The organism is Allocatelliglobosispora scoriae (assembly GCF_014204945.1).
Lineage (GTDB): Bacteria > Actinomycetota > Actinomycetes > Mycobacteriales > Micromonosporaceae > Allocatelliglobosispora > Allocatelliglobosispora scoriae.
Genome location: NZ_JACHMN010000002.1, coordinates 4,404,069 through 4,429,767, shown reverse-complemented (window position 1 = coordinate 4,429,767; position 25,699 = coordinate 4,404,069). Strand labels below are relative to the sequence as shown.

Annotated in this window: 21 protein-coding genes and 2 pseudogenes; 14 read left to right on the top strand and 9 right to left on the bottom strand. The window is 69.8% G+C overall.

The window, feature by feature from the left end:
• The first annotated feature begins 311 nt into the window (after nucleotides 1-311).
• Both F4553_RS25695 and F4553_RS25690 read left to right on the top strand, forming a co-directional pair.
• A complete protein-coding gene (locus F4553_RS25695) occupies nucleotides 312-2,126 on the top strand; it encodes a DUF6311 domain-containing protein (RefSeq protein WP_184840070.1) in 1,815 nt (604 codons plus the stop codon).
• A gap of 82 nt (nucleotides 2,127-2,208) precedes the next feature.
• Complete coding sequence (locus tag F4553_RS25690) at nucleotides 2,209-3,729, top strand: glycosyltransferase family 39 protein (RefSeq protein WP_184840068.1); 1,521 nt, start codon at nucleotides 2,209-2,211, stop codon at nucleotides 3,727-3,729.
• On the opposite strand, the gene F4553_RS25685 is transcribed toward F4553_RS25690, so the two are convergent.
• The 3 genes from F4553_RS25685 to F4553_RS25675 all read right to left on the bottom strand — a co-directional run bounded on the left by F4553_RS25685 (nucleotide 3,726) and on the right by F4553_RS25675 (nucleotide 8,247).
• Complete coding sequence (locus tag F4553_RS25685; protein WP_184840066.1) at nucleotides 3,726-5,240, bottom strand: sensor histidine kinase; 1,515 nt, start codon at nucleotides 5,238-5,240, stop codon at nucleotides 3,726-3,728. The two genes, F4553_RS25690 and F4553_RS25685, sit on opposite strands and share 4 nt — an antisense overlap.
• A 208-nt stretch (nucleotides 5,241-5,448) precedes the next feature.
• Nucleotides 5,449-6,462, bottom strand: coding sequence for an SIS domain-containing protein (locus F4553_RS25680; protein WP_184841244.1), 1,014 nt, complete (start codon nucleotides 6,460-6,462; stop codon nucleotides 5,449-5,451).
• Nucleotides 6,463-6,651: 189 nt separating this feature from the next.
• A complete protein-coding gene (locus tag F4553_RS25675) occupies nucleotides 6,652-8,247 on the bottom strand; it encodes an MDR family MFS transporter (protein WP_376776252.1) in 1,596 nt (531 codons plus the stop codon).
• A 134-nt stretch (nucleotides 8,248-8,381) separates the two neighbouring features.
• Between F4553_RS25675 and F4553_RS25670 the strand changes: the two genes are divergently transcribed.
• Nucleotides 8,382-8,954, top strand: a complete 573-nt coding sequence (locus F4553_RS25670; RefSeq protein ID WP_184840064.1) for a TetR/AcrR family transcriptional regulator — start codon at nucleotides 8,382-8,384, stop codon at nucleotides 8,952-8,954.
• Nucleotides 8,955-9,006: 52 nt separating this feature from the next.
• Here the strand turns inward: F4553_RS25670 and F4553_RS25665 are convergent, their stop codons facing one another.
• Nucleotides 9,007-9,222, bottom strand: coding sequence for a biotin/lipoyl-binding carrier protein (locus F4553_RS25665; RefSeq protein ID WP_184840062.1), 216 nt, complete (start codon nucleotides 9,220-9,222; stop codon nucleotides 9,007-9,009).
• A 127-nt stretch (nucleotides 9,223-9,349) separates the two neighbouring features.
• On the opposite strand from F4553_RS25665, the gene F4553_RS43015 reads away from it, so the two are divergent.
• Complete coding sequence (locus F4553_RS43015; RefSeq protein WP_376776290.1) at nucleotides 9,350-9,424, top strand: 50S ribosomal protein bL37; 75 nt, start codon at nucleotides 9,350-9,352, stop codon at nucleotides 9,422-9,424.
• A 32-nt stretch (nucleotides 9,425-9,456) separates the two neighbouring features.
• Here F4553_RS43015 and rsrA read toward each other — a convergent pair whose 3' ends face one another.
• Both rsrA and F4553_RS25655 read right to left on the bottom strand, forming a co-directional pair.
• A complete protein-coding gene (gene rsrA / locus F4553_RS25660) occupies nucleotides 9,457-9,720 on the bottom strand; it encodes a mycothiol system anti-sigma-R factor (protein ID WP_184840060.1) in 264 nt (87 codons plus the stop codon).
• Nucleotides 9,717-10,343, bottom strand: a complete 627-nt coding sequence (locus tag F4553_RS25655) for a sigma-70 family RNA polymerase sigma factor (RefSeq protein WP_376776251.1) — start codon at nucleotides 10,341-10,343, stop codon at nucleotides 9,717-9,719. Before F4553_RS25655 ends, rsrA begins: the two co-directional genes overlap by 4 nt.
• 52 nt (nucleotides 10,344-10,395) lie before the next feature.
• Here F4553_RS25655 and F4553_RS25650 point away from each other — a divergent pair, with 52 nt between their 5' ends.
• Nucleotides 10,396-10,641 carry a hypothetical protein gene (locus F4553_RS25650; RefSeq protein WP_184840058.1) on the top strand — a complete coding sequence of 82 codons (246 nt, stop codon included), beginning with the start codon at nucleotides 10,396-10,398 and terminating at the stop codon, nucleotides 10,639-10,641.
• A 151-nt stretch (nucleotides 10,642-10,792) separates the two neighbouring features.
• Here the strand turns inward: F4553_RS25650 and F4553_RS41185 are convergent.
• Together F4553_RS41185 and F4553_RS25640 are read right to left on the bottom strand one after the other, a co-directional pair.
• Nucleotides 10,793-11,125, bottom strand: a pseudogene (locus tag F4553_RS41185) (WhiB family transcriptional regulator); the annotation flags it as partial.
• A 240-nt stretch (nucleotides 11,126-11,365) separates the two neighbouring features.
• Nucleotides 11,366-12,040 carry an SOS response-associated peptidase gene (locus F4553_RS25640; RefSeq protein ID WP_184840054.1) on the bottom strand — a complete coding sequence of 225 codons (675 nt, stop codon included), beginning with the start codon at nucleotides 12,038-12,040 and terminating at the stop codon, nucleotides 11,366-11,368.
• 34 nt (nucleotides 12,041-12,074) lie between these two features.
• On the opposite strand from F4553_RS25640, the gene aroA reads away from it, so the two are divergent.
• From aroA to F4553_RS25600, 8 genes and pseudogenes are all read left to right on the top strand, one after another.
• The gene (aroA, locus tag F4553_RS25635; protein WP_312875361.1) at nucleotides 12,075-13,358 is read left to right on the top strand and encodes a 3-phosphoshikimate 1-carboxyvinyltransferase; all 1,284 of its coding nucleotides are present in this window, start codon (nucleotides 12,075-12,077) and stop codon (nucleotides 13,356-13,358) included.
• Nucleotides 13,359-13,361: 3 nt separating this feature from the next.
• Nucleotides 13,362-14,390, top strand: a complete 1,029-nt coding sequence (gene rsgA, locus F4553_RS25630; protein ID WP_184840051.1) for a ribosome small subunit-dependent GTPase A — start codon at nucleotides 13,362-13,364, stop codon at nucleotides 14,388-14,390.
• A 389-nt stretch (nucleotides 14,391-14,779) separates the two neighbouring features.
• Complete coding sequence (locus F4553_RS25625) at nucleotides 14,780-16,015, top strand: sensor histidine kinase (protein WP_246466527.1); 1,236 nt, start codon at nucleotides 14,780-14,782, stop codon at nucleotides 16,013-16,015.
• Nucleotides 16,003-16,644: a response regulator transcription factor gene (locus tag F4553_RS25620; protein WP_184840047.1), complete on the top strand. Its 642-nt coding sequence runs from the start codon at nucleotides 16,003-16,005 to the stop codon at nucleotides 16,642-16,644. The genes F4553_RS25625 and F4553_RS25620 overlap by 13 nt, the downstream gene beginning before the upstream one ends.
• 1 nt (nucleotide 16,645) lies before the next feature.
• Nucleotides 16,646-17,422 (top strand): DUF4097 family beta strand repeat-containing protein, encoded by a 777-nt coding sequence (locus tag F4553_RS25615; RefSeq protein WP_184840045.1) that lies wholly within the window; start codon nucleotides 16,646-16,648, stop codon nucleotides 17,420-17,422.
• Nucleotides 17,423-17,606: 184 nt separating this feature from the next.
• Complete coding sequence (locus F4553_RS25610) at nucleotides 17,607-19,187, top strand: glycoside hydrolase family 13 protein (RefSeq protein WP_184840044.1); 1,581 nt, start codon at nucleotides 17,607-17,609, stop codon at nucleotides 19,185-19,187.
• 107 nt (nucleotides 19,188-19,294) lie between these two features.
• Nucleotides 19,295-20,098, top strand: coding sequence for a histidinol-phosphatase (gene hisN / locus F4553_RS25605; RefSeq protein ID WP_184840042.1), 804 nt, complete (start codon nucleotides 19,295-19,297; stop codon nucleotides 20,096-20,098).
• 170 nt (nucleotides 20,099-20,268) lie between these two features.
• Nucleotides 20,269-21,060 (top strand): annotated as a pseudogene (locus F4553_RS25600) (hypothetical protein); the annotation flags it as partial.
• A gap of 1,020 nt (nucleotides 21,061-22,080) precedes the next feature.
• On the opposite strand, the gene F4553_RS25595 reads toward F4553_RS25600, so the two are convergent.
• Nucleotides 22,081-23,799, bottom strand: a complete 1,719-nt coding sequence (locus F4553_RS25595; protein ID WP_184840038.1) for a beta-galactosidase — start codon at nucleotides 23,797-23,799, stop codon at nucleotides 22,081-22,083.
• Between the two features lie 201 nt (nucleotides 23,800-24,000).
• Here F4553_RS25595 and F4553_RS25590 point away from each other — a divergent pair, with 201 nt between their 5' ends.
• Nucleotides 24,001-25,698, top strand: a complete 1,698-nt coding sequence (locus F4553_RS25590) for a cellulase family glycosylhydrolase (protein WP_184840036.1) — start codon at nucleotides 24,001-24,003, stop codon at nucleotides 25,696-25,698.
• Nucleotide 25,699 lies beyond the last annotated feature (1 nt).

The following is a 25,699-nucleotide window of genomic DNA, read 5'->3' as shown; positions in this document are numbered from 1 at the left end:
TTACGCGCCACGTCAGCATCAGCCGACTGAGCAACATTGCTTCGGCGCGTCTGCGCGCCCGAGAAAGGCTGTGATCACACAGCGGCGGGCAGCGCTCAGCGAGCCGGACAGATCGCGCTGCGCACACGTCCGTAGTCGACGTGCCGACGAGCTGTCAGCGGCACGGCGCGGAACGTGGCGGGCGTCATGCTGTTCACTCTGCCATGTCGCATGAACCCCGGCCAAGATGTCGTGGCGTCTGTCTCATTCAGCGGAACCGGGAATTTCGATTCCTGGGGTCGGAAATCGATCTCCACCCTAGAATGACCGGCGTGACGGCCAGCGAGTCCACCTCGATCAGTGACCCGGCCGCAGTGGAGTCCGTCACTGGCCGGTCTCACAGGCCGGGCAGGTTTGTGAACTGGTTACGAACGCGCCCGACAGGATTTCGGGACGCCGCCGCCGTACTGGTGATCATCCTCGGCGCGGTCGCCGTCTTCGGTGAGCTGTGGGCGGGCGGCGGGCATCGGGCCCTCGTGGGCAACGCCGACGACCAGATGCTCTTCGAGTGGATGTTCACCCACGCCGCCAACTCCGTCGTCGGACTGGACAACCCCCTCCTCGCACCGTCGCTCGGCGCCCCCACCACCGCCAACCTGATGGGCAACACATCCCTGCTGCTCCTGGCGATCCCGCTCACGCCCGTCACGCTCCTGCTCGGCCCCGGCGTCTCCTACGCGGTCACGGTCACCGCCTGCCTCGCGGGCACGGCGATCGCCTGGTACGCCTTCCTGCGCCGCGTCGTCGGCACGCCCCGGGACGCGGCGCTCGCCGGTGCGCTCTTCTGCGGCTTCGCACCCGGGATCGTCTCCCAGTCGATCGGGCACCCCCAGATGGCGGCGCAGTTCCTCGTTCCGCTGCTCGTGGCGCTCTGCCTGCGCCTCGGCGAGCCGGGCCGGACGCGACGCACCGGCGTGGCGCTGGGCCTCGTGATCGCCGCGCAGATCCTCCTCGGCGAGGAGGTCCTGCTGATCACGGTTCTCGCGTTCGGCACCTTCGCCATCGCCTACGCCCTGCAGCGACCGGCCGAGGTGCGCAGGCGGCTGGGCGGCGCGGCGGCGAGCCTCGCCATCGCGGCGGCGGTCTCACTGGCCCTCGTCGGCTACCCCCTGTGGCTGCAGTTCTTCAGCCCGTACGCCTACCGCACCATCCCCAACGGCATCTTCGCCGCCGACCTCGGCTCCTACCTGACCTACGCGACGCACTCCCTCGCGGGCAGCCCTCGTGCCGCCGCCGCCGTCTCGCCGAACGTGAGCGAGCAGACCACCTTCTTCGGCCTGCCGCTGCTCGTCGCCGGGGTCGCCGCGACGGTGTGGCTGTGGCGGCTGGTCTGGCTGCGTACCGCCGCGATCACCGCGCTGATCTTCCTGGTCGCCGCGCTCGGCGCCGAGCCGAAGTGGTCGAAGCAGCCGATCGGGGTGCCCGGGCCGTGGCGGGTCTTCAGCGACCTGCCGGTGCTGCACGACATCATCACCACCCGGCTCGCGCTCGTCGCCACCCCGGTGCTCGGCTTGCTCATCGCCGCGAGCTGGCAGGCGGCGAGGAAGCCCCGTCGATCGGGGCGGGCGGTCGCCTGGCTGTGGCCGACCGCCCTGGCGGCGGCGATGCTGCCGACCCTGCCTACCGTGCTGCCGGCTGTCGCGGTGTCACCGGTTCCGGAGTTCATCACGTCGGGCGACTGGCGGCGGTGCGCCGACCCGGGCGGCACGATCGTCGCCTACGCCGGGCGGCTCGACGGGCTGCGGAAGGCGCAGATGCGCTGGCAGGGTGCCGCCGGAATCGGGTACGCCTCCCCCAACGGCTACTACATCGCCAGGGCGGCCGACGGGCTGGGGCGGTGGGGACAGCCGATCCGGCGTACGGATGTGCTCGTCGATCGGGTCGCCCGGACCGGGGTGGTCGAGCCGATCACGCCTCTGCTCGTCGGGCAGGTACGGGCGGACCTCGCCTACTGGGGCGCGCACTGTCTGATCGTGGACGAGCGGATGCCCCACCTGGCGTCGATCGAGTCACTGCTGACCGCGCTGACCGGTGTCCATCCACTACACTCCGGCGGCATCGTAGGCTGGGATCTGCGGGGGCGATGAATCGACTCCATAGGGGTCTACCAGCTCTTAGTGTGGTTTTTGCGTATGTGTTCCGGTAACGCCGCAGGAGGGTTTCCGGCCGATGGCCATCTCCACCGCACCCCCGAGCTTCGAGAGCGTGGCGTCCGGCCGACGTCCCGGCGCGGTCCGCCTTCGAGCGATCGCCGAACGCTTCGCGCCCTCCCTGATCCCCGCCTTCCTGATGGCCGCGATCGGGCGCTACCACCTCGGCAACAGCACCATCGGCTGGGACGAGTTCGCCACGGTCGACGCCTCTCGGCGTACGCCGGGGCAGATCCTAGAGCTCGCGGGCAACATCGACGGCGTCATCGCGCCCTACTACCTCGTCATGCACGTCTGGACCTCGTTCTTCGGCTACTCCGAGGTCGCGCTGCGGCTGCCCTCGGTGATCACCATGGCGATCGGGGTCGGCCTCGCCGGTGAGCTCGGGCGACACCTCTTCGGTCCGGCGGTCGGGCTGCTCACCGGTCTGATCCTCTGCGCGGTGCCGAGCCTGTCGGTCTTCGCCCAGGAGGCTCGCAGCTACGGCTTCGCGTTCTGCTTCGCCGTGCTCGCCACGCTGCTCTGCTTCCGCGCCGCCGAGAAGCCGACCGTGGCCCGCTGGGCCTGCTACGGCGTGGCGCTCGCCGCCGCCGGGCTGTCGCACCTCTTCACGCTCACGATCCTGGCGGGGCACGCGGTGGTCGTCGTGGCGCGACCGGACAACCGGCTCGCCATCCGGCGCTGGCTGATCGCCTCCGGCGTCGCGGTGCTGGTCTGCGCACCGCTGATCTGGCTCGGTACGCAGCAGCGCGGCGGGCAGCTGGCCTGGATCGCCCCGCTCACCGAGGACACGGTCCTCAACGCACCGGCCGGGATCTTCGGACTGCGGGGCAGCATCCCCAACGCCACCACCAGGACCGTGGGGATCGCCTTCATCATCATCGGGCTCGCGATCGCCGTCCGCGGCCGCGATCGGCGCATCGTCGCCGGGCTCATCGCGGTCGCCGTCGCGCCACCCGTGATCCTCATCGCCGCCTCGCTGATCGACCCCGTCTGGGTGCCCCGCTACTCGTTGATCACGGTGGTGCCGCTGGCGATGCTCGCCGCCGCCACCGTCCTGGGGACGAGGGTGAACCGGTGGTCCGCGCTACGGGCCGCACTGGTCCTGAGCGTCCTGGCGTCGTTCGCGATCGCCCTCGTGCCCGTGCTGCGCATCCCCGGTGCCCACCAGGGCGGCGACTACCGTGCCCTGGCCCGGGCGATCGCCGACCGCAACCTCACCGACGATGTGATCATCTACCCGCAGAACAACGGCTGGGCGCTGCGCGGCGCGGTCGACTACTACGTCGACCCCGCTCGCCGACCGGCGGATCCGCTGCTCAAGGAGACCGCGCTGTCGCGGGGCACCCTCGCCGCAGCGGAGTACCCGCTCGCCGAGCGGCTCGGCACTCCGCAGCACGTCTGGTACCTGCGGGCGCTGAACGCCACCTCCGACCCCTTCACCAGCGAGACCCGGCTCAACGCGCTGATGCTCGGCTACCGCCCGGTCCAGGTCTGGCACTCGGAGTGGCTCTACCTCATCCTCTTCGAGAAGAACTAACGCTTGCTCAAGGGGACTTCGAGGATGGCTTCCGCGCCGCCCTCGGCCCGGTTGCGCATCTCGATGGTGCCGCGCAGCTCGCCGGTGGTGAGCGTCCGGATGATCTGCAGCCCCAGCCGCTTCGTCGCCGTCGGGCTGAAGTCGGCCGGCAGCCCGATCCCGTTGTCGGCGACGGTGACCTGGAGCTGCTTGCGGAACCGGTGCGCCGAGACGACGACCTCGGCGTCCACGCTCTGCTCGTTGAAGGCGTGCTCCACGGCGTTGATGAGCAGCTCGTTGAGGACCATCACCAGCGGTGTCGCGATCTCCGCGGGCAGGATGCCGAAGGTGCCCTCGCGGCGCATCCGCACCGGCACCTCGCCGCCCGCGACCTCCGCGGCCGCCGTGGCGACCCGGTCGACGATCCCGTCGAACTCCACCGCCTCATCGGCCGACATGGCGAGCGTCTCGTGGACCAGGGCGATGGACGCGACCCGGCGGACCGACTCCTCGAGCGCGGCCTTCGCCTCGGGCGCGTTGACCCGGCGGGCCTGCAACCGCAGCAGCGCGGCGACGGTCTGCAGGTTGTTCTTCACCCGGTGGTGGATCTCCCGGATCGTCGCGTCCTTGGTGATCAGCGCGCGGTCCCGGCGGCGGACCTCGGTGATGTCGCGGACCAGGACCAGCGCGCCGATCGGCACCCCGGCCGGGATCAGCGGCAGCGCCCGGGTCAGCATCGTCGCGCCGCGCACCTCGATCTCCTTGCGGGCGGGAGCGTCACCGCGCAGCGAGGCGAGGATGCGGGTGCTCGCGTCGGAGCCCTCCAGCGGATCGTCGGCGAGCCGCCCCAGCAGTGCGGCCATGTCCTCGCCCACGAGGTGGGAAGCGTGTCCCAACCGGCGGAAGGCCGACTGGGCGTTGGGCGACGCGTAGGTCACCTTGCCCGACCCGTCCAGCCGCACCAGGCCGTCGCCGACGCGGGGGGCGCTCGTCGTCTCCCCCACATGGCGCTGCGGCGGGAAGGTGCCGTCGGCGACCATCTGGGCGAGGTCATCGGCGCTGGTCAGGTAGTTGAGCTCCAGCTGGCTCGGTGTCCGGGCGGTGGAGAGGTTGGTGTCGCGGCCGACCACGGCGATCACGTCACTCGTCTCGCCGTCGGGACGGCGATGCCGGACGGGGACCGCTTCGTGGCGGGCGGGAGTGTCCCCGTACCACACCGGGTCGCCCTCGCGCCAGATTCGGCCCTGCTGGCGGGCGATCGTGAGGTGCGCGACCTCCGCGCCGCCGACGACGCGGCCGACCTGGTCGTCCTGGTATGCCGTGGGCGCGGTCGTCGGCCGCACCTGGGCGACGCAGAGGAACGCGGGACCGCCGAGCGAGACGTCACCGGTCTCGACCGGCACCCAGAGCAGCAGATCGGCGAAGGAGAGGTCGGAGATGAGCTGCCAGTCGCCGGCGAGCCGGGTCAGGTGGTCGATATCGGACGGCCCGAGCCCAGTGTGCTCCTCAAGCAGATCCCGCAGCGTAGACACGGACTCACCCTATCCCCCGCCCCACGTGCGCCCCGCTCCCCCGAGTCCTGAATTTTAATGCTGGACACGCCGACCAACCTGCAACAAAAGTCAGGATCGACTCGAAGAAGTCGATCCTGACTTTTGTTGCGCATTCTGCGGCGTGTCCAGCATTAAAATTCAGGGTGGGGGCGCCTCACCCGCAGCGAGCACGCGAGCGCCGCTCCGGTCACAGGGTTTCGGTGACCTTCTTCAGGCCTCGGGGCGCGTCCGGGTTCTCGCCCCGGCCGAGGGCGATCTCCAGCGCCAGCTTCTGAAGCGGGAGGATCTCCAGCAGCGGGGCGTACCGCTCGTCGACACCGGGGACCCGCAGCGTGCCCTCGGGACCGACCGTGACGACGTCCGCGCGGCGCTCGCCGAGGCGGGCGAGCACGTCCTTCATCGCCGCTCCGCCCAGGCCGGCACCGACGAGGGCGAGCACCGGCACGTCCGGATCGGTCATGGCGAGCGGCCCGTGCAGCAGGTCCGCGCCGGAGAAGGCGAGCGCGGCGATGTAGGAGGTCTCCATCAGCTTCAGCGCGGCCTCGCGGGCGCCGGGGTAGGCGTAGCCCCGGCCGGTCGTGACGACCCGGTCGGCGAAGCGGTATCGCGGCGCGAGCTGCGCCGGGGTGGTGTCGGCGAGCGTCTGCTCGGCGAGCTCGGGCAGCTTCGCGAGCTCGGCGAGCTCGTCGGCACCGAGCGATCCGCCACCGGCGATCGACTCGACGAGCAGCAGCAGCGCGAGCAGCTCCGCGGTGTAGGTCTTGGTCGCGGCGACCGCGCGCTCGTGCCCGGCGGCGACGTCGATCGAGAGCTCAGCGGTGTTGACCAGCGGCGACTCGGGGTTGTTGGTGACCGCGAGGGTGAGCGCACCCTGCTCACGGGCGACCCGGAGCACCTCGGTCAGGTCGGGCGAGCCGCCGGACTGGGAGACGCCCACGACGAGCGCGTTGGAGAGGTCGGGGCGGGCGCCGAAGACCGTGATCGCGCTCGGCGAGGCGAGCCCGGCGGGCAGCCCCAGCCGGATCTCGGTGAGGTATGCGGCGTAGAGCGCTGCGTGGTCGGAGGTGCCGCGAGCGGTGAAGACCACGTGCTGCGGCCGCCGCTCGGCGATCACCTTGGCGATCTGGGAGATGGCGCTCAAGCGCGCCGGCTCCAGGAGCGTGGCGTAGACGCCGGGCTGCTCCGCAATGTCCGTTGCCATCCCGATGCCGCGCTCGCTCATCGTCGCCTCGCTCACTGTGCTCAATTGCCGCTTAGTTCCTGCGCAATCTTGCACGAAACGGCAAGATCTCGCAACCCTACGAGCACAACCGCGCACCGGTACGCACACAAAGGCGCCCGCCCCGTGGAGGAAAACATCGGGGCGGGCGCCGGTATGCGAGGTGGACTACTACTCCACCGCGACGAGCGGGCGGATCTCCGCGCCGTCGGCGTCCTTGTTGTCGGCACCGCTGCGCAGCGGCACCTCCTTGATGAACCAGGCGAGCACCGGGACCATGACCGCGAAGGCGAGCGCCCACCAGAAGAGGCCGGACGTGGCGAAGGCGATGGCGTGCAGGAACCCCTCGCGTACCGGAGCGGGCATCGCCGCGAGCTGGTCGGCCTGGAGGTTGCCGCCGACCTTGTCGACCTGAGCCGCAGCCTGCGGGCCGAGCGAGGCACCGATGTCGCTCTTCAGCCGCGAGGTGAAGACCGCGCCGAAGATCGAGACACCGAACGAGCCGCCGATCGACCGGACGAAGGTCGCCGTGGAGCTGGCGACACCCAGGTCCTTCATCTCCACGCTGTTCTGCGCGATCAGCAGGGTCGTCTGCATCAGGAAGCCCATGCCGAGACCGAGGATGACGAAGTAGACGGTCGACTCGGTCTTGGAGGTGTGGTCGTCCAGACGCGTCAGCAGGAACATCGCCAGTGTCATGACGACGCCGCCGATGATCGGGTACCAGCGGTACTTCCCGGTCTTCGTGATCGCCGTGCCGATGATGAACGAGGTGGTCATCACGCCGAGCATCATCGGCAGCAGCAGCAGGCCGCTGTTGGTCGCCGAGGCGCCCTGGACCGTCTGCTGGTAGAGCGGCAGGAAGGCGACGGCACCGAAGAGCGCGAAGCCGACCATGAAGCCGATGCCGCTGACCAGCGAGAAGTTACGGTTCTTGAAGATGTGCAGCGGCAGGATCGGCTCGGGCACCCGGAGCTGCACGAGGATGAAGATCGCGAGCGTCACGATCGCCAGCCCGGCGAGGCCGAGGATCTGCGGCGAGACCCAGGCGTAGCCGTCGGGCGACTTCTTCCCGGCCCACGTGGTGATGAGCACGAGCGCGGTGATGCCGACGCCGAGCAGTCCGGCGCCGAGCCAGTCGATGCGGTGCTCGGTGCGCTTCGTCGGCAGGTGCAGGAACGACACGAGGATGAAGAACGCCGCGACGCCGAGCGGGATGTTCATGTAGAAGATCCAGCGCCACGAGTAGTTGTCGGTGATGAGGCCGCCGACGAGCGGACCGGCGATCATCGCGATCGCCATGATGCCGCCCATGAGGCCCTGGTACTTACCGCGCTCGCGGGGCGGCACGAGGTCGCCGATGATGGCGAAGGCGCCGACCATGAGACCGCCGGCACCGATGCCCTGGAAGGCGCGGAACGCGATGAGCTGCGTCATCGGGGTGATCTGGTCATTGAGCCAGGTGAACTCACCGGCCGCACCCGAGAGCATCGACCCGATCAGGAAGAGCAGGATCGAGGTGAGGAAGATCTTCTTGCGGCCGTAAAGGTCGCCCAGCTTGCCCCAGATCGGGGTCGAGACTGTCGTGCCGAGCACGTATGCCGTGACCACCCAGGACAGCTTGGAGAGCCCGCCGAGCTCACCAACGATCTTGGGCATCGCCGTGCCGACCACCATGTTGTCGAGCATCGCGAGAACCATCGCGAGCATGAGTCCGGGCAGCACGACTTTGAGATTCGGTCGTGGCACGGTTAAAGCCTCGGTCACCGGTAAACTCCCCTAGATTTTCCGGCAGGCTTACTTGCCGACCGGCTAGCCAACTTACTAGCCGTACGGTAAGTTGTTTACTAGCCGCCCGTCAAGTAGATAAGTCCGAATCCGCAAAGGTGAGTGTGAGAGCGATGACCGAGCAGCCCGAGGGACGCGACACCCGCGCCCGCATTCAGGCGATCGCGCTCGAGCTCTTCACCGAGCAGGGCTATGACAAGACCTCGCTGCGGGAGATCGCCGAGCGGCTGGGTGTGACGAAGGCCGCCCTCTATTACCACTTCAAGAGCAAGGAAGAGATCGTGGAGAGCTTCTCCAACGATCACATCGACATGATCGACAGGCTGATGGAGTGGGGCCGGGCCCAGCCGCCGACGCTCGAGGCTCGGCGCGAGTTCCTCCGGCGCTATGCGGAGGGCATCTACAACGGCCCGTTCGCCCAGGTCATGCAGTTTTACGAGCAGAATCAGGCGACGATGCGCGACCGTCCGAGCGGCCACCGCTTCAAGGACAAGATGGGCGCGATCGGTCCGATCCTCTGCGACCCCGACTCGGGCCCGACCGAGCGGCTGCGCGCCGCCATGTCGATCTTCTCGCTGCACGCGAGCCTCTTCGTGATGCGCGACGACTCGCTCACCCGCGACGAGCGCCTGGCCGCGGCCCTGACCGTCGCCTACGACCTGATCGAGCTCAATCTGAAAGCCTGAAAACGCGCGGTGCGGCCGGGATGTCCCGGCCGCACCGCGCGTTTTCAGGCTTTCAGGCGATGACGGCGATCAGGTCGCCCTCCTGGACGACGTCGCCCTCACCCACAGCGAGCTGCGTCACGGTGCCATCGGACTCGGCGAGCACCGGGATCTCCATCTTCATGGATTCGAGGATGACGAGGGTGTCGCCGTCGGAGACGGAGTCGCCCTCAGCGACCACGACCTTCCACACGTTCGCCACCATCTCAGCACGGATCTCGTCGGCCATTGCCGGTCCCTCCTCACGGGGTTATACGGCGTAATCCAATCACGCCGTAGTCCCGCACGGGGCGCAACCCCGCTACGGGTTCGCGCTAAGCTGAGTCCGACTCGTTCCCGGATGAAAGGGACAAACCATGGGTAAGAAGGCCCGTCGCAAGCGCGAACGCAAGAAGAAGAAGGCCAACCACGGCAAGCGTCCCAACGCCTGACGACTCGATGGCCGCCGACACGCTGAAGAGCTCTACGCGTGCTCGGCGGTCTCGGTCATCGTGAGCTCGGAGAGCTTGGCCCGGAGCCGGTCCTTGAGCTCGTCGGGAGCCTTCTCCGAGCCGCAGCAGCGGCCGACCAGCGCCTTGACCTCCTGCTCGATGCCGTATTCGCGCAGGCACGGCGAGCACTCGTCGAGGTGCTGCTTGATCAGGTCGCGGCGGTCGTCCGCGCATTCGAGATCGAGGTAGAGGTAGACCTCGTCGATCACGTTGCGACAATTCTCTTTCTCACTCATGCCGACACCTCGCCGCGGATGAGACCGCGCTCGGCGGCATAGCCCTCCAGCATGTTCCGCAGGTTACGCCGACCTCGGTGCAGACGCGACATGACGGTCCCCAGCGGCGTGCCCATGATGTCGGCGATCTCCTTGTAGGAGAAGCCCTCGACATCGGCGAGATAGACCGCGAGCCGGAACTCCTCGGGCAGCGCCTGCAGCGCTTCCTTGACGTCGCTGTCGGGCAGCTTGTCCAGCGCTTCCATCTCCGCCGAGCGCAGCCCGCTCGACGTGTGCGACTCGGCCTCGGCGAGCTGCCAGTCGGTGATCTCCTCGGTCGGCGCCTGGATGGGCTGCCGCTGCCGCTTGCGGTAGGAGTTGATGAAGGTGTTGGTGAGGATGCGATAGAGCCAGGCCTTGAGGTTGGTGCCCTCTTCGAACTGGTGGAACGCCGCATATGCCTTGAGGTAGGTCTCCTGGACCAGATCCTCCGCGTCGGCCGGGTTGCGGGTCATCCGCAGGGCCGCCGGGTAGAGCTGGTCGAGGAAGGGCATCGCGTCGCGTTCAAATCGTGCCCGGGCGTCCGCATTGGGGCCGGAGCGGTCACGCGTCTTCCCGCGCTCTTCTGCCCGCTCGTCGGTCACTCTCTCCTCCGCCCTGCGCGGTCGTTGCGACCGCCCCGCTGAGGATACGCGGGTGGCAGGGGGCATCGGCGCGGTTAACACGGATGTGGGCAGCATCGCGTCAACCGGCGTGGCGATCGACCACTCCGGTGCCTCCAGCAATCGGAATGTGCTGGTCACCTCGGTCGGACGAATCACTGTGCGCACCGAACCACCCCTCATCACGACGATCCGCAGCGGATCTCCGAAGGGGGTAACACCCGCCCGAACAGCGGCATTCCGCGTGACCACGTCCAACGTGGCACTGATCACACGGTGAGGCGCCGTCGAGCCGTTCGAGAGCGGGACGCCACCCGGACCGCGCTCACCATCCGCTGCGGCTGCTCCGCCGCCGCGGTGACCACGGCGATCAGGCCCGGTGCGGGAATGGTGCCGCCGACGGCCGGAGTCAGCATGTCGGGCTCGACGTACGGCGTCTCCTCCGGCTGCTCCATGGTGCGCCAGGCGACGACCATCGCGCGGCGCTCCCGAGCGGTCGTGCCGCCCCAGACGCCGTGGCAGTCGCCGACCTCCAGTGCCCACGCGAGGCACGCACCCTGGACGACGCACTTTCCGCAGAGTTCGATCGCGGCATCGGCCGCCTCCGTCGGTGCTGGAAAGAACGTCTCCGGATCGACGCTCTGGCACACGCCGCGCGTGCGCCAGGCGGTGTCGTCCTGCCGTTCGACGGCAGCACGCAATAGCCGCGGGTCACGCCGTGCCGACGCGACCTCATGCGGGCGTGGAATACGCGCCCGAGTCATCCGCCCACCTCCCCCGAGGGTGAAGACACCGCCGGGTAAGGGCCCGGCGGCTCGTTCGCTGGGAGGGTGCCTGTTGTCAAAACGGCACCCACCAGCGCTGTGTTCTACCGCACTAAAGACCCGCCGGACAAGGGTTTGGTTGCAAGATGGGCAAAATTTGGTCCACCAAACCCCCGCAGACCGACCAAATGGCCTGAGGGATCCGCCATTACGGCGAGTAGTCACCGCACGGATCGTCACTTAGAAAAGTGTCTGTTCCTCCACCGCCGCGATCAGCTCCGGACCATCGTTGCGTACGTTGCCAACGGCACTGCCGACCGGACGGATCTCCACTGTGGAGAGATATTCGTCCGCAGGCGGGGTGAGCAGAGCCTCACTCTGCGTAGCCAAAAGCCACTCTTCCCACCGATCCGGCGCGAGCATCAGCGGCATCCGGTCGTGCACGCGGGTCAGCGGACCCAGCGCCGGCATGGTAATGATGCTGCACGTGATGAGGCGGTCGGCGCCCGTGCCGCGAACGTTCCAGATGCCGCCGAAGACGAGGTCGGGGCGGTTCATGTAATAGGGCTGCTTGCCCTGCGCGGTGCGCGTCCACTCGTACCAGCCGTCCGCCGGGACCAGGCAGCGGCGCTGGGCGAAGGCGGACTGGAAGACCTTCGACGTGGCGACGGTCTCGGCCCGCGCGTTGATCATCCGCGCGCCGGCCCGCAGGTCCGCCGCCCACGGCGGCACCAAACCCCATCTGGCCAGGCTCAATGCCCGCCCGTCCCGGCTCGCCGAAACCCTGACTATGGGTACGGGATCCGTCGGCGCCACGTTGTAGTCGGCCTCGAGCCCGCCCTGAGTCTCGTCGAAAGCCTCGAAGAGCTTGCTGAGATCCGCGGACGAGCGAGTAGTCGCATAACGGCCACACATACTGCACAGCCTATCGACAGGGCAGAATGAGCACGTGACAAAGCCGCCGGCGCCGTGGAACGCGCCTACCGCCACCACTGGAGTCAACGCCACCGTCCGCCTGCCCGGATCGAAGTCGATGACGGCGCGGGCCCTCGTGCTCGGCGCCGGGTCGGTCGGGCCGACCACCCTCGCCGCGCCTCTGCGGGCCCGCGACACCGAGCTGATGGCCGCCGGCATCCGGGCCATGGGGGCCGCCGTCTCCACAGTGGATGAGACGCACTGGGTGGTGCGGCCGCGCCCGCTCACCGGGCCCGCCACGGTCGACGTGGGCCTCGCCGGGACGGTGATGCGCTTCCTGCCGCCGCTCGCCGGGCTCGCCACCGGGCCGGTCACCTTCGACGGGGACCCGCGGGCCCGGCAGCGCCCGCTCGCACCGCTGATCAACGCGCTGCGCGCCCTCGGCTGCCGCATCGAGGCGAGCTCGGCCGACGGACTGCCGCTGGTGGTGCACGGGGAGGGCCGGGTGCGCGGCGGTGAGGTCGTCATCGACGCCTCGCTCTCCAGCCAGCTCGTCTCCGGGCTGCTGCTCGCCGCTCCCGACTTCGACGAGGGGCTGGTGCTGCGGCACGAGGGCCCGCCCGTCCCGAGCGCGCCGCACCTGCGGATGACGGTGCAGATGCTCCGGGCGGCCGGTGCCGCGGTCGACGACTCCACCCCGAACGTCTGGCACGTCGGCCCCGGGCGCCTGTCCGGCCGCGGCTGGGAGATCGAGCCCGACCTGTCGGGAGCCGCGCCCTTCCTCGCCGCCGCCCTCGTCACCGGCGGATCGGTGACCGTGCCCGGCTGGCCGCGCAGCACCACCCAGGCCGGCGACCGGCTGCGCGACGTGCTCACCCGGATGGGCGGCGCCTGCGCCCTCACCGCGGAGGGGCTCACCGTGACCGGCACCGGCACGATCCACGGCGTGGAGCTCGACCTGCGCGACTTCGGCGAGCTGACCCCCGCGATCGCGGCGCTGGCGGCGCTCGCCGACTCGCCCACCCAGCTCACCGGGATCTCGCACATCCGCACCCATGAGACCGACCGGGTCGCGGCCCTCGCGCACGAGCTCACGGCCCTCGGCGCGGAGGTCTCGGAACACTCCGACGGGCTCAGCATCCGGCCGAGGCCGCTGACCGGGACCGCGTTCGAGACCTACGATGATCACAGGATGGCGCACGCCGCGGCCATCATCGGACTCCGAGTGCCGGGAGTCGTGCTCTCGGACGTCTCGTGTACGTCCAAGACCCTCCCCGATTTCCCGGCACTGTGGAGCAGGATGACAAGGGAGAGCTAACGCATGGCAGGGCAGCGGGACTGGGACGAGGACGACGTGCGGGTGCGCCCGACGGGGTCGTCCCGCCCGCGCACGCGCAAGCGGCCGAGCCACGCCGACGCGACCGAGGGCTTCGTCTTCGCCGTCGACCGGGGGCGCTACACGGTCGAGATGGCGGGCGAGCCGGTGACCGCGATGCGCGCCCGCGAGCTGGGGCGCAAGTCGGTGGTCGTGGGCGACCGGGTGATGCTCGTCGGCGACATCACCGGGGACGCCGGCGCGCTCGCCCGGATCGTGCGCATCTCGGAGCGCAAGAGCGTGCTCACGCGGACGGCCGACGACGACGACACGACCCCCGAGGGCCGACTCGAACGGGTGGTGGTCGCCAACGCCGACCAGCTCGTCATCGTCAGTGCGCTCGCCGACCCGCCGCCTCGGACGGGCTTCATCGACCGCTGCCTCGTCGCCGCCTACGACGCCGACATCGAGCCGCTGCTGCTGCTGACGAAGGCGGACCTCGCCGACCCCGCCGCGGTGATCGACTACTACTCCACCCTGGAGGTCCCTTACCTCCTCTCCCGGCCCGATGACGACCTCGCCGAGCTGCGCGCGGCGCTGCACGGGCGGATCTCGGTGCTCGTCGGCCACTCCGGCGTCGGCAAGTCGACGCTGGTCAACCGGCTGATCCCCGGGCTCGATCGGGCGGTCGGCGTGGTCAGCGCCATCGGCAAGGGGCGGCACACGTCGACGAGCGCGGTCGCGCTGCGGCTGCCGCAGGTCGGCAAGGGGAAGAAGGATCCGGGCTGGATCATCGACACGCCCGGCGTACGCAGCTTCGGGTTGGCACACGTCTCGGCCGACAGCCTCCTGCACGGATTCCCAGACCTCGTCGAGGGGACCGTCGAGTGCCCGCCCAACTGCGAGCACGCCGGTGGGGAGTGCGCGCTGGACGCCTGGGTCGCGGCTGGTAATGCCGATCCGCGACGGCTGTCGTCCTATCGACGGCTGCTCGCGTCCCGGTCAGGCGGCGTGCCGGTGGCAGAGGCCGACTAAGAAGTCGTGTTTGTTGCGCGGAGGGGTCTTCCTCGCGTCCGACTTAACCGCTACAGTCACAAACATCTCTTGATGGGAACGCTCCCACCCCATCAGCGACAAACACCCGTGGGGACTCCAGACGCCCTCCGGAGTCCCCACGGCTCGACTGTGCGACCTGCCTCGACGACCGTCCACACAGTAAGGAGCATGTTAGTGCCCCTGCGAGCTCCGCGCCTCCTCCACTTTTCGCGAAATCACACCCGTTAGGGCGCCTGGCGCTCTTTGGTGACCGGGCCGGCCTGGCACCTCTCACCAGGCTGGCCCCCACGGGGGTATGGCTAGCCCCACCATCACGTCGGATGCCTGCCCCATCGAAACCGATGGCGCCGGTCTCTACGGTGATGGACATGAAGCTGACGATCCGCAAGGCCTGGCGGGCCACGGTCTTCGTCGTCAGCGGGCTCGCCACCGGGATGATCACCTTCGTCGTCGCGCTGCTCGTCGCTATCCTCACCCTCGTCCTCTGCTGCACCGTCGTCGCCGCGCCACTCGGCCTCGCCGTCCTCGCCGCCACCACGCGAGTGCTCACCTCCTGGCAGAGCGGCCGCTTCGCCGGGCTGCTCGGCGTGAAGCTGGCGCCGCCCGTACCCGTCGGGGTGGGTGAGATCTGGAGCCAGCGGGCCGTGCGCGAGACGACCTCCCCGGCGCTCTGGCGGCAGCTCGGATACCACCTGCTGGTGGCCGGGCCGGTCGGAGTCCTCGGTTTCGGCCTCGTCGTCGGCACGGCCTCGGTCGGACTCGCCCTGATCGCGAGCGCCGTGCCGGGCTGGTCGGCCGGTGACCTCGCCGGGAACCCGGGCATCGACCGCAGCGCGCTGGTCTCGACACTGTTCGGCGTCGGCGGCGTCGTCCTGCTCGCCGCCGCAGCGCCGATCGCCCGCGGGATCGCCGCCCTCGACACCCTCGCCGCCCGCGCGCTGCTGCAGCCCAGCCGGGCTGAGCTGCTCGAACGCCGGGTCGAACAGCTCACCGAGAGCCGGGCCGACGTCGTCGACGCCGCGGACGCGGAGCGCCGGCGGATCGAGCGCAACCTGCACGACGGCGCCCAGCAGCGGCTCGTCTCCCTCGCGATGAACCTCGGCATGGCCCGCGCCACCCTCACCGACCTCGACCCGCGGGCCCGCCTGGTGATCGAGCAGGCCCACGACGAGGCGAAACAGGCGCTCGCCGAGCTGCGCGACCTCGTCCGCGGCCTGCACCCGGCCGTGCTCGACGACCGCGGCCTCGACGCCGCCCTCTCCGGCATCGCCGCCCGGGCGCCGCTGCCGGTGCGGCTCACCGTCGAGGTGCCCGTCCGCCCCTCGCGGACGATCGAGGCGGTCGCCTACTTCGTCGTCTCCGAGGCGCTGGCCAACGTCGCCAAGCACGCCGAGGCCTCGTCGGCCGAGGTCGCCGTGCATCGCGACGCCGATCGGCTCCGCCTCACCATCAGCGACGACGGCCGCGGGGGTGCCGACCCGGAGTCGGGTACGGGCCTGCGCGGACTCGCCCAGCGCATCGGCTCGGTCGACGGGACCCTGCACATCGAGAGCCCACCCGACGGGCCGACCCGGATCATCGTGGAGCTGCCATGCGAGTCGTGATCGGCGAGGACTCGGTCCTCCTCCGCGAAGGGCTGGTCCGGTTGCTCGATGCCGGTGGCTTCGAGGTGGTGGCCTCCGCCGGGGATGCGGACTCCTTCCTCCGCGAGGTCGCCGAGCACCGGCCCGACCTGGTGCTGCTCGACGTGCGCATGCCGCCGAGCTTCACCGACGAGGGACTGCGGGCGGCGCTGGTGATGCGGCGGCAGTGGCCGGAGATCGCGGTGCTGGTGCTCTCGCAGTACGTCGAGGAGCGCTACGCCACCGAACTGCTCGCCGGCGCCACCAGCAAGGTCGGTTACCTGCTCAAGGACCGGGTCGCCGACGTGGCCGAGTTCCTCGACGCGCTGCGCCGGGTCGCCGGCGGCGGCACGGCCCTGGATCCGGAGGTCGTCTCACAGCTCCTCCTGCGCCGGCACAGCGACCCGCTGGACCGGCTCACGCCACGGGAGCGGGAGGTCCTCGCCCTGATGGCCGAGGGCCGCTCCAACGGCGGCATCGCGGCGGCGCTCTTCGTCACGGAGAGCGCGGTCGGCAAGCACGTCAACAACATCTTCGCCAAGTTGGACCTGCCTCAGGCCGACAGCGACCACCGCCGCGTACTCGCGGTCCTTCGTTATCTGGAGATCTGACATGACCTCGTCACCCTGGCGGGCCCTCGGTACGGCGTTCACCATCGTCGCGCTGCTCATCGGCGGCCTCGTGGCCTGGAGTTTCGTGGGCCGACCCGACCCGCAGTCCGAGCATCAGGAGCAGACCTATCAGCACGCGATCACCAAGATCGTCTTCGAGGACGTCGACAGCGGCAACGTGCACGTGTCGGCGAGCCCCGCCACGGAGGAGGTCGCGATCGACCGCTACCTGAAGTGGTCCCGCAGCAAGCCCACCTACACCGAGCGGTGGGACGGCGACACGCTGCGGATCAAGCTGCACTGCGACGACAACCGGTGGTGGTGGGGCGACGACTGCTCGATCGACTATGCCGTGAAGGTGCCGACCGACATCGCGGTGGAGATCGACGCGACCTCGGGCGACCTCGACGTCCTCGGTACGAAGGGAGCCGTCAAGATCACGGCGACCTCGGGCGACGTCAAGATCGGTGATGTCACGGGGCCGATCTCGGTGACGCTCACCTCCGGCGATCTGACGACGGCGGACCTCATCGCCACCGACTTCGAGGCCGACCTCACCTCCGGCGACCTGCTGCTCGACTTCGCCGCCGCGCCGCACTCCCTCGACGCCCGGGTCACCTCCGGCGATGTCGACATCGCGGTGCCGCGGGCCGACTACCGCGTGAGCGTGGACACCGGATCCGGGGATCAGCGGGTGGGCGTACCCGACACGGCGGGCGCCACCAACAAGATCACCCTGCGCTCCACCTCCGGCGACGTAGCGCTGTCCTACCGCTGAGAACGCTCGCAGACGAGCGGCCGATGGCGTTGCCCGGCACCGTGTGTGCACGGAGCACACACGGCCGCGCCCTCGGCCGCCCGTCTGCGGACGCCCTCGAACCGCTCCCCCGGCGCGCAGCGGATGCCCGCGCTGCCGGGGACGGGTAGCCTGCCCTGGACACCACTACCGGGGAGCGTTGCTGATGACGACAGCCGACTGGCGGCCGAGCGCCGCCATCTACCAGGTCTACCCGCGCAGCTTCGCGGACGGCAACGGTGACGGCATCGGCGACCTGGCCGGGGTCCGCAAGCGGCTGAGCTACCTGGCCGGGCTAGGCATCGACGCGATCTGGTTCAGCCCGTGGTACCCGTCCCCGATGGCCGACGCCGGATACGACGTCGCCGACTACTGCGACATCGAGCCCCTCTTCGGCACGCTCGCCGAGGCGGAGCAGCTCATCGCCGAGGCGCACGACCTGGGCCTGCGGATCATCATCGACATCGTGCCGAACCACTGCTCCGACCAGCACCCGTGGTTCCACGACGCGCTCGCGACCGCGCCCGGCTCGCCCGAGCGGGCCCGCTTCCACTTCCGCGAGGGCCGCGGGGAGAACGGCGAGATCCCGCCCAACAACTGGCAGTCCCACTTCGGCGGTCCGGCCTGGACCCAGGCCGGCAGCGAGTGGTATCTGCACATGTTCGCCCCGGCCCAGCCGGACTGGAACTGGGACAACCCCGAGGTCCGGGCCGAGTTCGAGCGGATCCTGCGCTTCTGGCTCGACCGCGGCGTCGACGGCTTCCGCATCGACGTCGCCGACCACCTGGTCAAGGTGCCCGGCCTGCCCGACACGGCGGAGGGCTCCCCGAGCCCCTTCTCCGACCTCGACGGCGTGCACGAGATCTACCGGTCCTGGCGCCGGATCATGGATGAGTACCCGGGCGAGCGGATCTTCGTCGCCGAGGCCTGGATCGCCGACCCGGAGCGCTTCGCCCGCTATCTGCGCGGCGACGAGCTGCACTCCGCCTTCAACTTCCCCTTCCTCGGTGCGGCCTGGAACGCGGGCGCGCTGCGCAAGGTCATCGACGACACGCTCGCCTCGCACCTGCTGGTCGAGGCCTCGCCGACCTGGGTGCTCTCCAACCACGACGTGACCCGCCCGGTGACCCGTTACGGCCGGGCCAAGACGTCCTACTGGCACGACCCGCGTGTCGGCCAGATCAGCGACCTCGAGCTCGGCACGCTGCGTTCCCGGGCCGCCGCGCTGCTCAGCACCTCGCTGCCCGGCGGTGTCTACGTCTACCAGGGCGAGGAGCTCGGGCTCTGGGAGGTCGAGGAGATCCCCGACGAGCTGCGCCAGGACCCGACCTTCTTCCAGACCAACGGCGCCGACAAGGGCCGCGACGGCTGCCGGGTGCCGCTGCCCTGGAGCGGCACGGAGAGCCCGTTCGGCTTCAACTCGACGGGCACGGCACCGTGGCTGCCCCAGCCTGCCGGGTGGGCCGCGCTCACCGCCGAGGTCGAGCAGGACGACCCGGACTCGATGCTCAGCCTCTACCAGCGGGCCCTGCGGCTGCGCCGCTCCTTCAGCTCGGCTCCCTTCGCCTGGCTGCCCGGCCTGCCCGATCAGGTGCTGGCGTTCCGCCGGGGCGACATCGGCGTCGTGGTCAACTTCTCCCCCGAGCCGGTGGAGCTGCCGGCGCACGCCGAGATCGTGCTCAGCAGCTCGCCGATCGAGGACGGCAAGATCCCCGGCGACACGACCGCGTGGTTGCGACTGGCCTGACGAGTGAGCGAGCGAAGCGAGGGAGCCCCGCGAGGCGGCGCCAGGTAATCAGCTAGAGGCCACGAACCCGATACCCCCGGGCGCTGGTGATCGGCTAGGTTTCACCCGTGGCCAAGTACGCCGATGACCTTGCAATCGCCCACATGCTCGCCGACACCGCCGATTCGCTCTCCATGGCGCGCTTCCGGTCCCTGGACCTGCGCGTGGACTCCAAGCCGGACCTGACACCCGTCTCCGACGCCGACACGGCGGTGGAGAAGGCGCTGCGCTCCACGCTGGCCCGCACCCGGCCCCGCGACGGTGTGCTGGGCGAGGAGTTCGGGTCCACCGGCGCGGCCGGCAACCGCCAGTGGGTGATCGATCCCATCGACGGCACGAAGAACTACATCCGCGGCGTACCCATCTGGGCCACCCTGATCTCCCTGATGGAGGGCGACGAGCCGGTGGTCGGGCTGGTCTCGGCGCCGGCCCTGGGCCGGCGCTGGTGGGCCGCGCGGGGCCTCGGCGCTTACGCCGGCCGGCACCAGGCGGCCGCGACCCCGATCAAAGTCTCGGGGGTACGCCGTCTCGCCGACGCCAGCTTCTGCTACTCCTCGCTGCACTCCTGGGAGCAGACGGGCCGGTTGGCGTCGATGCTCGACATTATGCGCAAATCATGGCGCAGCCGGGCGTACGGCGACTTCTACGGCTACATGCTGCTCGCCGAGGGTGCGCTGGACATCATGGTCGAGCCGGAACTCTCGCTGTGGGACATCGCGGCGCTGATCCCGATCATCACCGAGGCGGGCGGGACCTTCACCGATCTCGATGGGCGGCCCGGGCCCGGCGGCGGCAGCGCGATCGCCACCAACGGCCGGTTGCACACTGACGTGCTGTCGCTCCTGACGCCGGGAGCCCTGCGCGCGTTGTGATCCAACGAGTGCGGAGTGTGATCTATGTCGCTCGCTGACCGGCGAAAACGGCCCTGGTAGCACCGTTTGGGGGGTCACTCTCTCATCCGACAGGCTCGCGGAGGCAAACCTGACCCCTAGGGGTCTAAGCTTCCTCCGTGGTGTCTTCAGGGTGGTGGTTCCTCGCGGCGATGATTGTCGCGTACGGCATTGCCAACTTGCTGCAATCAGTGGGTGCGTCACGAACGAAGATGCAGCAGACACTGGATGCCGGGTTGCTGCTCAGGCTCCTGCGACACCGCACCTACCTCGTCGGCCTCGGCTGCCAGATCCTGGGCTTCTTCCTCGCCCTCTTCGCCCGGCGCGACCTGCCGCTCTTCCTGGTCCAGGCGAGCCTCGCCGCCGGGCTGGGCGTCACCGCGGTCCTCGGCGTGCTCCTGCTGAAGTGGCGCCTGCCCAAGAGCGAGATGTTCCTGCTCGGCATCCTCGTCCTCGGCATCGGCAGCCTCGCGGTCGCGGCGCAGCCCGCGCCCTCGGAGCCGCTGGAGCTGCCCGCGATCATCGCCCTCATCGCCATGCTGGGCCTCATCGTCGGGCTGGGGTTCTTCACCGCCCGGATCCAGGGAACGCCCGGCAGCGTCGCGCTCGGCGCCGTCTCCGGCCTCGGCTTCGCCTGCGCGGCGGTGGCGGCCCGGCCGCTCGCCAACACGCACTCGGTCTTCGAGTTCGTCACCAGCCCGCTGCTCTACCTCGTGATCGTGCACTCGCTCACCGCCCAGGTCTTCCTGGGCATGGCGATGCAGCGCGGCTCCACCAACGCCGCCGTCGCGGCGATGGACGCGGCCGGTGCGGTGCCCGCCGCGGCGATCGGACTGCTGCTGCTCGGTGACCAGATCCGGCCGGGGACGGAGTGGCTCGCGCTCGTCGGGTTCCTCGCCACGCTCGGGTCGATCATCGCGCTCACCCGCTATGCCGAGCCACAGACCGGGGCGACCACGGAGCGGATAGACCAGCTCACAGCCCGGCCGGGCACCGTTCAGACGGTGCCCGCGATGGCCGCTCCCGCACGGCCTGCCCCGCCACAGCACGAGCGCCCGGCGTGGCTCACCGCCGACACGACGGCGGCCTTCGAGCTGATCACGCCCCGGATCGCGAACGGCGGCTCCCACGCCAACGGCAACGGCCATCACGTGATCGACCAGCCGACCGCCGAGGTTCCGCTCCTCTCGGACCAGACGATAGAGATCCCCCGCGTCCGCGGCAGGGCGTAACCGCTCTCCTCTTTCAGTGCCGCCCAGGCGGCTTGATCGCGTTGTTTCCCGGAAGTAGTCCCCTCCGGCCGCACCGGAAGGGCCAGCTTCCGGGAAATAGCGCGATCTTGCGCTGCGATAGCGGCAACTTCCCGCAACGTGCACGATCATCATCGCGTCACGCGGGCCCGGCGCTGCGCGGGCAGGTAACAAGCGCGAGCTGCGGAAATCCCGTGCCGCCCCTCCTCGGCGAGCCCTTGATCGCGCTCTTTCCCGGAAGTAGTCCCCTCCGGCCGCACCGGAAGGGCCAGCTTCCGGGAAAGAGCGCGATCTTGCGCTGCGATAGCGGCAACTTCCCGCAACGTGCACGATCATCATCGCGTCACGCGGGCCCGGCGCTGCGCGGGCGGGCAACAAGCGCGAGCTGCGGGAGTTCCGTGCCACCCCGCCCCTCCTCGGCGAGCCCTTGATCCCGCTCGTTCCCGGAAGCTGGCCCCTCAGGGCGCGCCGGAGGGGCCAGCTTCCGGGAAACAGCGCGATCTTGCGCTGAGATAGACGCAACTTCCCGGAACGAGCGCGATCATCATCGCGTCACGCGGGGCCCGGCGCTGCGCGGGTGGGGCAACGAGCGCGATCTGCGGAAATTCCGTGCCGCCCTTCTCGGCGAGCCCTTGATCGCGCTCTTTCCCGGAAGCCGGCCCCTCAGGCCGCACCGGAAGGGCCAGCTTCCCGGAAACAGCGCGATCTTGCGCGCTAGATCTTGGCGATGAGCGCGGTATACGCCTCGTCGGTGAGCCGCGTGGCGAGGTAGTAGACCGCGCCGGCCCCGATCGCATGCCGGGTCAGCACCGGTCGGCCGTCAACAGCGGCGAGCACCGTCTCCGCATCCAGCGGTTCGAGCTCGTCGAGCCAGAGCGTGCCGGTGCCCCCGTCTGCGAGCGCCACCTCCTCGCCGGGAAGCAGGGGTGACCACTCGGCGATCCGCACACCCGTCAGCTCCTCGACGCTGCCCGGTGTCACCCGCAGCGTCTCGTCGACCAGCCCGGAGCCGAAGGTCATCAGCACGGTGCCGCCCGCCTCGGCATAGTCGCGCAGGGCGGCGAGGGTCACGGCGGACATGATGTACATCGCGGGGCAGCAGACGAGCCGATAACCCGCGAGCGAGGCGCCGACCGGCAGCACGTCGACGGCGTCGGCGGTCACGGCGAGCGCCCGGTGCGTCCGCCCCACCAGGTCGGGATAGTCCACGTGCCGGCTGAGCAGGTGCGGTGCCTGCCACGCCCACATCGTCTCCTCGTCGTAGAGCACGGCGGCGTCGGCGATGACGCGGTTGGGCTGCCGCTCGGCGAGTTCGGCACCGAGCGCCACGATCTCGGCGTAGACGCGCGATCCGGCGCCCGCGTGGGGCACCATCGCCGGGTGCCACTGCTCGGCGCCGCCGCGCGACGCCCGCCACTGGAAGTACATCGCGCCGACGGCACCGCGATCGAGGTAGGTACGCGCCGCGTCGGCGATGGCCCCGGGACCGGTCGAGCGGACCACCCCGTTCTCGTGGACGGCGCCGGGAGCGTGCTCCATCAGCAGCCAGCGCCCGTGCGGGTGCCCGGCCGCGCGGGCCCAGCCCCGGGCGAGATCTGCAGCGAACGCCCGCTCGGCGGTGGCGGTCGCGACACTGGACGGGTAGTGGTCGATCGCGACGAGGTCGACCTCGTGCGCCCAGCGTGCGTGGTCGACCGGGACCCAGCCGCCGAGGACGAAGTTGGTCGTCACCGGCGCCTGCGACCGGGTCCGGATCAGCTCCCGGGCCTGGCGGTAGTGGCCGAGCATCGCCTCGGAGAGGAAGCGGCGGTAGTCGAGCTCGTGGGCCGGATTGGTGAGGTACTGGGTGGCGCGCGGCGGTGTGATCTCGTCGAAGTCGGCGTACCGCTGGGACCAGAAATCGGTGCACCAGGCTTCGTTGAGCTGCTCGACGAAGCCGTACCGGGCACGCAGGAAGGCACGGAACTCGACGGCGCAGTGGTCGCAGAAGCACCACGTGCCGTATTCGTTGTGCACGTGCCAGAGTTTGAGCGCCGGGTGCTCGGCATAGCGGCTGCTCAGGTAGTCGGTGATCGCTCGGCTCGCGGCGCGGAATTCGGGCGCGTTGACGCAGTAGGTGTCGCGGCTGCCGTGGGTCAGCCGCACACCGTCGCGGCCGACGGGCATCGCCCCCGGGTGCTGCGCGGTGAACCAGGGCGGCGGCGAGGCGGTCGGCGTGGCGAGCGCGACGCCGATCCGTCCAGTGTGGAGCCGGTCGAGAATGCGGTCCAGCCAGCCGAAATCGAAGCGGTCGGGTTCGGGTTGCAGCCGGGACCAGGCGAAGACACCGACGGTGACGAGATTGACCCGGGCCCGGCGCATCAGCACGATGTCGTCGGCCCAGACGTCCTCGGGCCACTGTTCCGGGTTGTAATCCCCGCCGTACCAGAGCATCCGGGCCTCCCGCCAAACTCGACGATCGCCGCACCTCTGACGAAGTGACGGCGATCCGTTGGGTCCCTGCGAGCTTAGTCAACGCCATGTCATCGAAATGAATTCGATATCAGGTCTTCACACAAGGTGCTCGCGACATTTACAGTGATGCCCGTGGGAACGCTCCCATGACCCTGCAATCCTCCTACGCCCGGAGGCATCATGCAATCCAGAGCCCTGCGCTCCTCCATCGGTGCGGCGGTCGCGACGGCCCTCGTCGCCGCAGCCGCCGCCGTCTCGTTCAGCCTTGTCACGGCAGGACCGGCCAACGCCGCCGGCACCGGCATCGGCTACCTGCACACCAGCGGCAACAAGATCGTTGACAGCACCGGGGCCACCGTCCGGCTGACCGGCATCAACTGGTTCGGCATGGAGACCGACAACCGGACCTTCCACGGCCTCTGGGCCAGCGTCACGTGGAAGTCGCAGATCGACCACATGGCGCAGCTCGGCTACAACACGCTGCGGGTGCCGTGGTCCAACGACGCGGTCAAGCCCGGCGCCACGGCGTCGGGCATCAACGACTTCACCAACCCCGACCTCGTCGGCCTCTCGCCGCTGCAGATCCTCGACAAGGTCATCGCGTACGCCGGGACCAAGGGCATGCGCATCATCCTGGACCGCCACCGTCCCACGGCGGCCGGGCAGTCCGCGCTCTGGTACGTCGCGGCAACCTCGGAAGCCACGATGATCGCGGACTGGAAGGCGATGGCGACCCGATACGCGGGCAACACCACCGTCATCGGTGCCGACCTGCACAACGAGCCGCACGCCGAGGGCACCAACCCGGCCGCGACCGGCGCCTGCTGGGGTTGCGGCGTCGAGACGCGGGACTGGCGGCTCGCCGCCGAGCGGATCGGCAACGCGGTTCTCGGCGTACAGCCGAATTGGTTGATCTTTGTTGAAGGGGTGAGCTGCCCCAGCGGCGGGCTCTCCAACGTCTGGGACGGCGACACCACCAACGACGAGGACTGCGGCTGGTGGGGCGGCAACCTCAGCAAGGCCGGCCAGTTCCCGGTGCGACTCAGCGTGGCGAACCGGCTCGTCTACTCCCCCCACGAGTACGGCGTCTCCGTCTACCGCCAGGCCTGGTTCGACGACCCCGCGTTCCCGGCCAACCTGCCGGCGATCTGGGACAAGTACTGGGGCTACCTCTACAAGCAGAACATCGCTCCGATCATGCTGGGCGAGTTCGGCAGCACGCTCGCCGACCCGAAGGACACGGTCTGGCTCACCAACCTGATGTCCTACCTGGGCACGGGGGTCAACGGGATGTCCTTCACCTACTGGTCGTGGAACCCGAACTCGGGTGACACCGGCGGCATCGTCAGCGACGACTGGGTGACGGTCAACCAGGCCAAGCAGAACATCCTGCAGCCCTACCTGATCCCGCCGAGCGGCCAGACGAGCCCGATCCCGACGGTCTCCGACATGATCTCGCCGTCGGCCTCCCGGTCGGCTTCGGCATCGCCGTCACCGTCGCGGTCCACCTCCCCGTCCGCCTCGCCCTCGCCGTCCCGGTCGACCTCGCCGTCGCCGAATCCGGGCGGTGGGTGCCAGGTGACCTACAAGGTCGACAGTGCGTGGCCGCAGGGGTTCAACGCCACGGTCACCGTCAAGAACACGAGCTCGGCGACGGTCAACAACTGGGTGCTGACCTTCACCGTGCCGTCGGGCGTCACGCTCGCCAACGGGTGGAACGCCACCTGGAGCAGCAGCGGGACGACCTTCACCGCGACCGCGCCGACCTACGCGGCCAACCTCGCTCCGGGTGCGACGGTCACACCCGCCTTCACGGGTAACGGGGCGTCGACCCCGGCGCCGAGCGCGTTCAAGCTCAACGGAGTCACCTGCTCATAGC

Coding starts and splice junctions, on each gene's coding strand:
- F4553_RS25665 (WP_184840062.1), bottom strand. CDS start 9,222: ATGGCCGACGAGATCCGTGCTGAGATGGTGGCGAACGTGTGGAAGGTC.
- F4553_RS25640 (WP_184840054.1), bottom strand. CDS start 12,040: ATGTGTGGCCGTTATGCGACTACTCGCTCGTCCGCGGATCTCAGCAAG.
- F4553_RS25610 (WP_184840044.1), top strand. CDS start 17,607: ATGACGACAGCCGACTGGCGGCCGAGCGCCGCCATCTACCAGGTCTAC.
- rsrA (WP_184840060.1), bottom strand. CDS start 9,720: ATGAGTGAGAAAGAGAATTGTCGCAACGTGATCGACGAGGTCTACCTC.
- F4553_RS25590 (WP_184840036.1), top strand. CDS start 24,001: ATGCAATCCAGAGCCCTGCGCTCCTCCATCGGTGCGGCGGTCGCGACG.
- F4553_RS25670 (WP_184840064.1), top strand. CDS start 8,382: ATGACCGAGCAGCCCGAGGGACGCGACACCCGCGCCCGCATTCAGGCG.
- F4553_RS25620 (WP_184840047.1), top strand. CDS start 16,003: ATGCGAGTCGTGATCGGCGAGGACTCGGTCCTCCTCCGCGAAGGGCTG.
- F4553_RS25615 (WP_184840045.1), top strand. CDS start 16,646: ATGACCTCGTCACCCTGGCGGGCCCTCGGTACGGCGTTCACCATCGTC.
- rsgA (WP_184840051.1), top strand. CDS start 13,362: ATGGCAGGGCAGCGGGACTGGGACGAGGACGACGTGCGGGTGCGCCCG.
- F4553_RS25680 (WP_184841244.1), bottom strand. CDS start 6,462: ATGGCAACGGACATTGCGGAGCAGCCCGGCGTCTACGCCACGCTCCTG.
- F4553_RS25625 (WP_246466527.1), top strand. CDS start 14,780: ATGAAGCTGACGATCCGCAAGGCCTGGCGGGCCACGGTCTTCGTCGTC.
- F4553_RS25690 (WP_184840068.1), top strand. CDS start 2,209: ATGGCCATCTCCACCGCACCCCCGAGCTTCGAGAGCGTGGCGTCCGGC.
- F4553_RS25595 (WP_184840038.1), bottom strand. CDS start 23,799: ATGCTCTGGTACGGCGGGGATTACAACCCGGAACAGTGGCCCGAGGAC.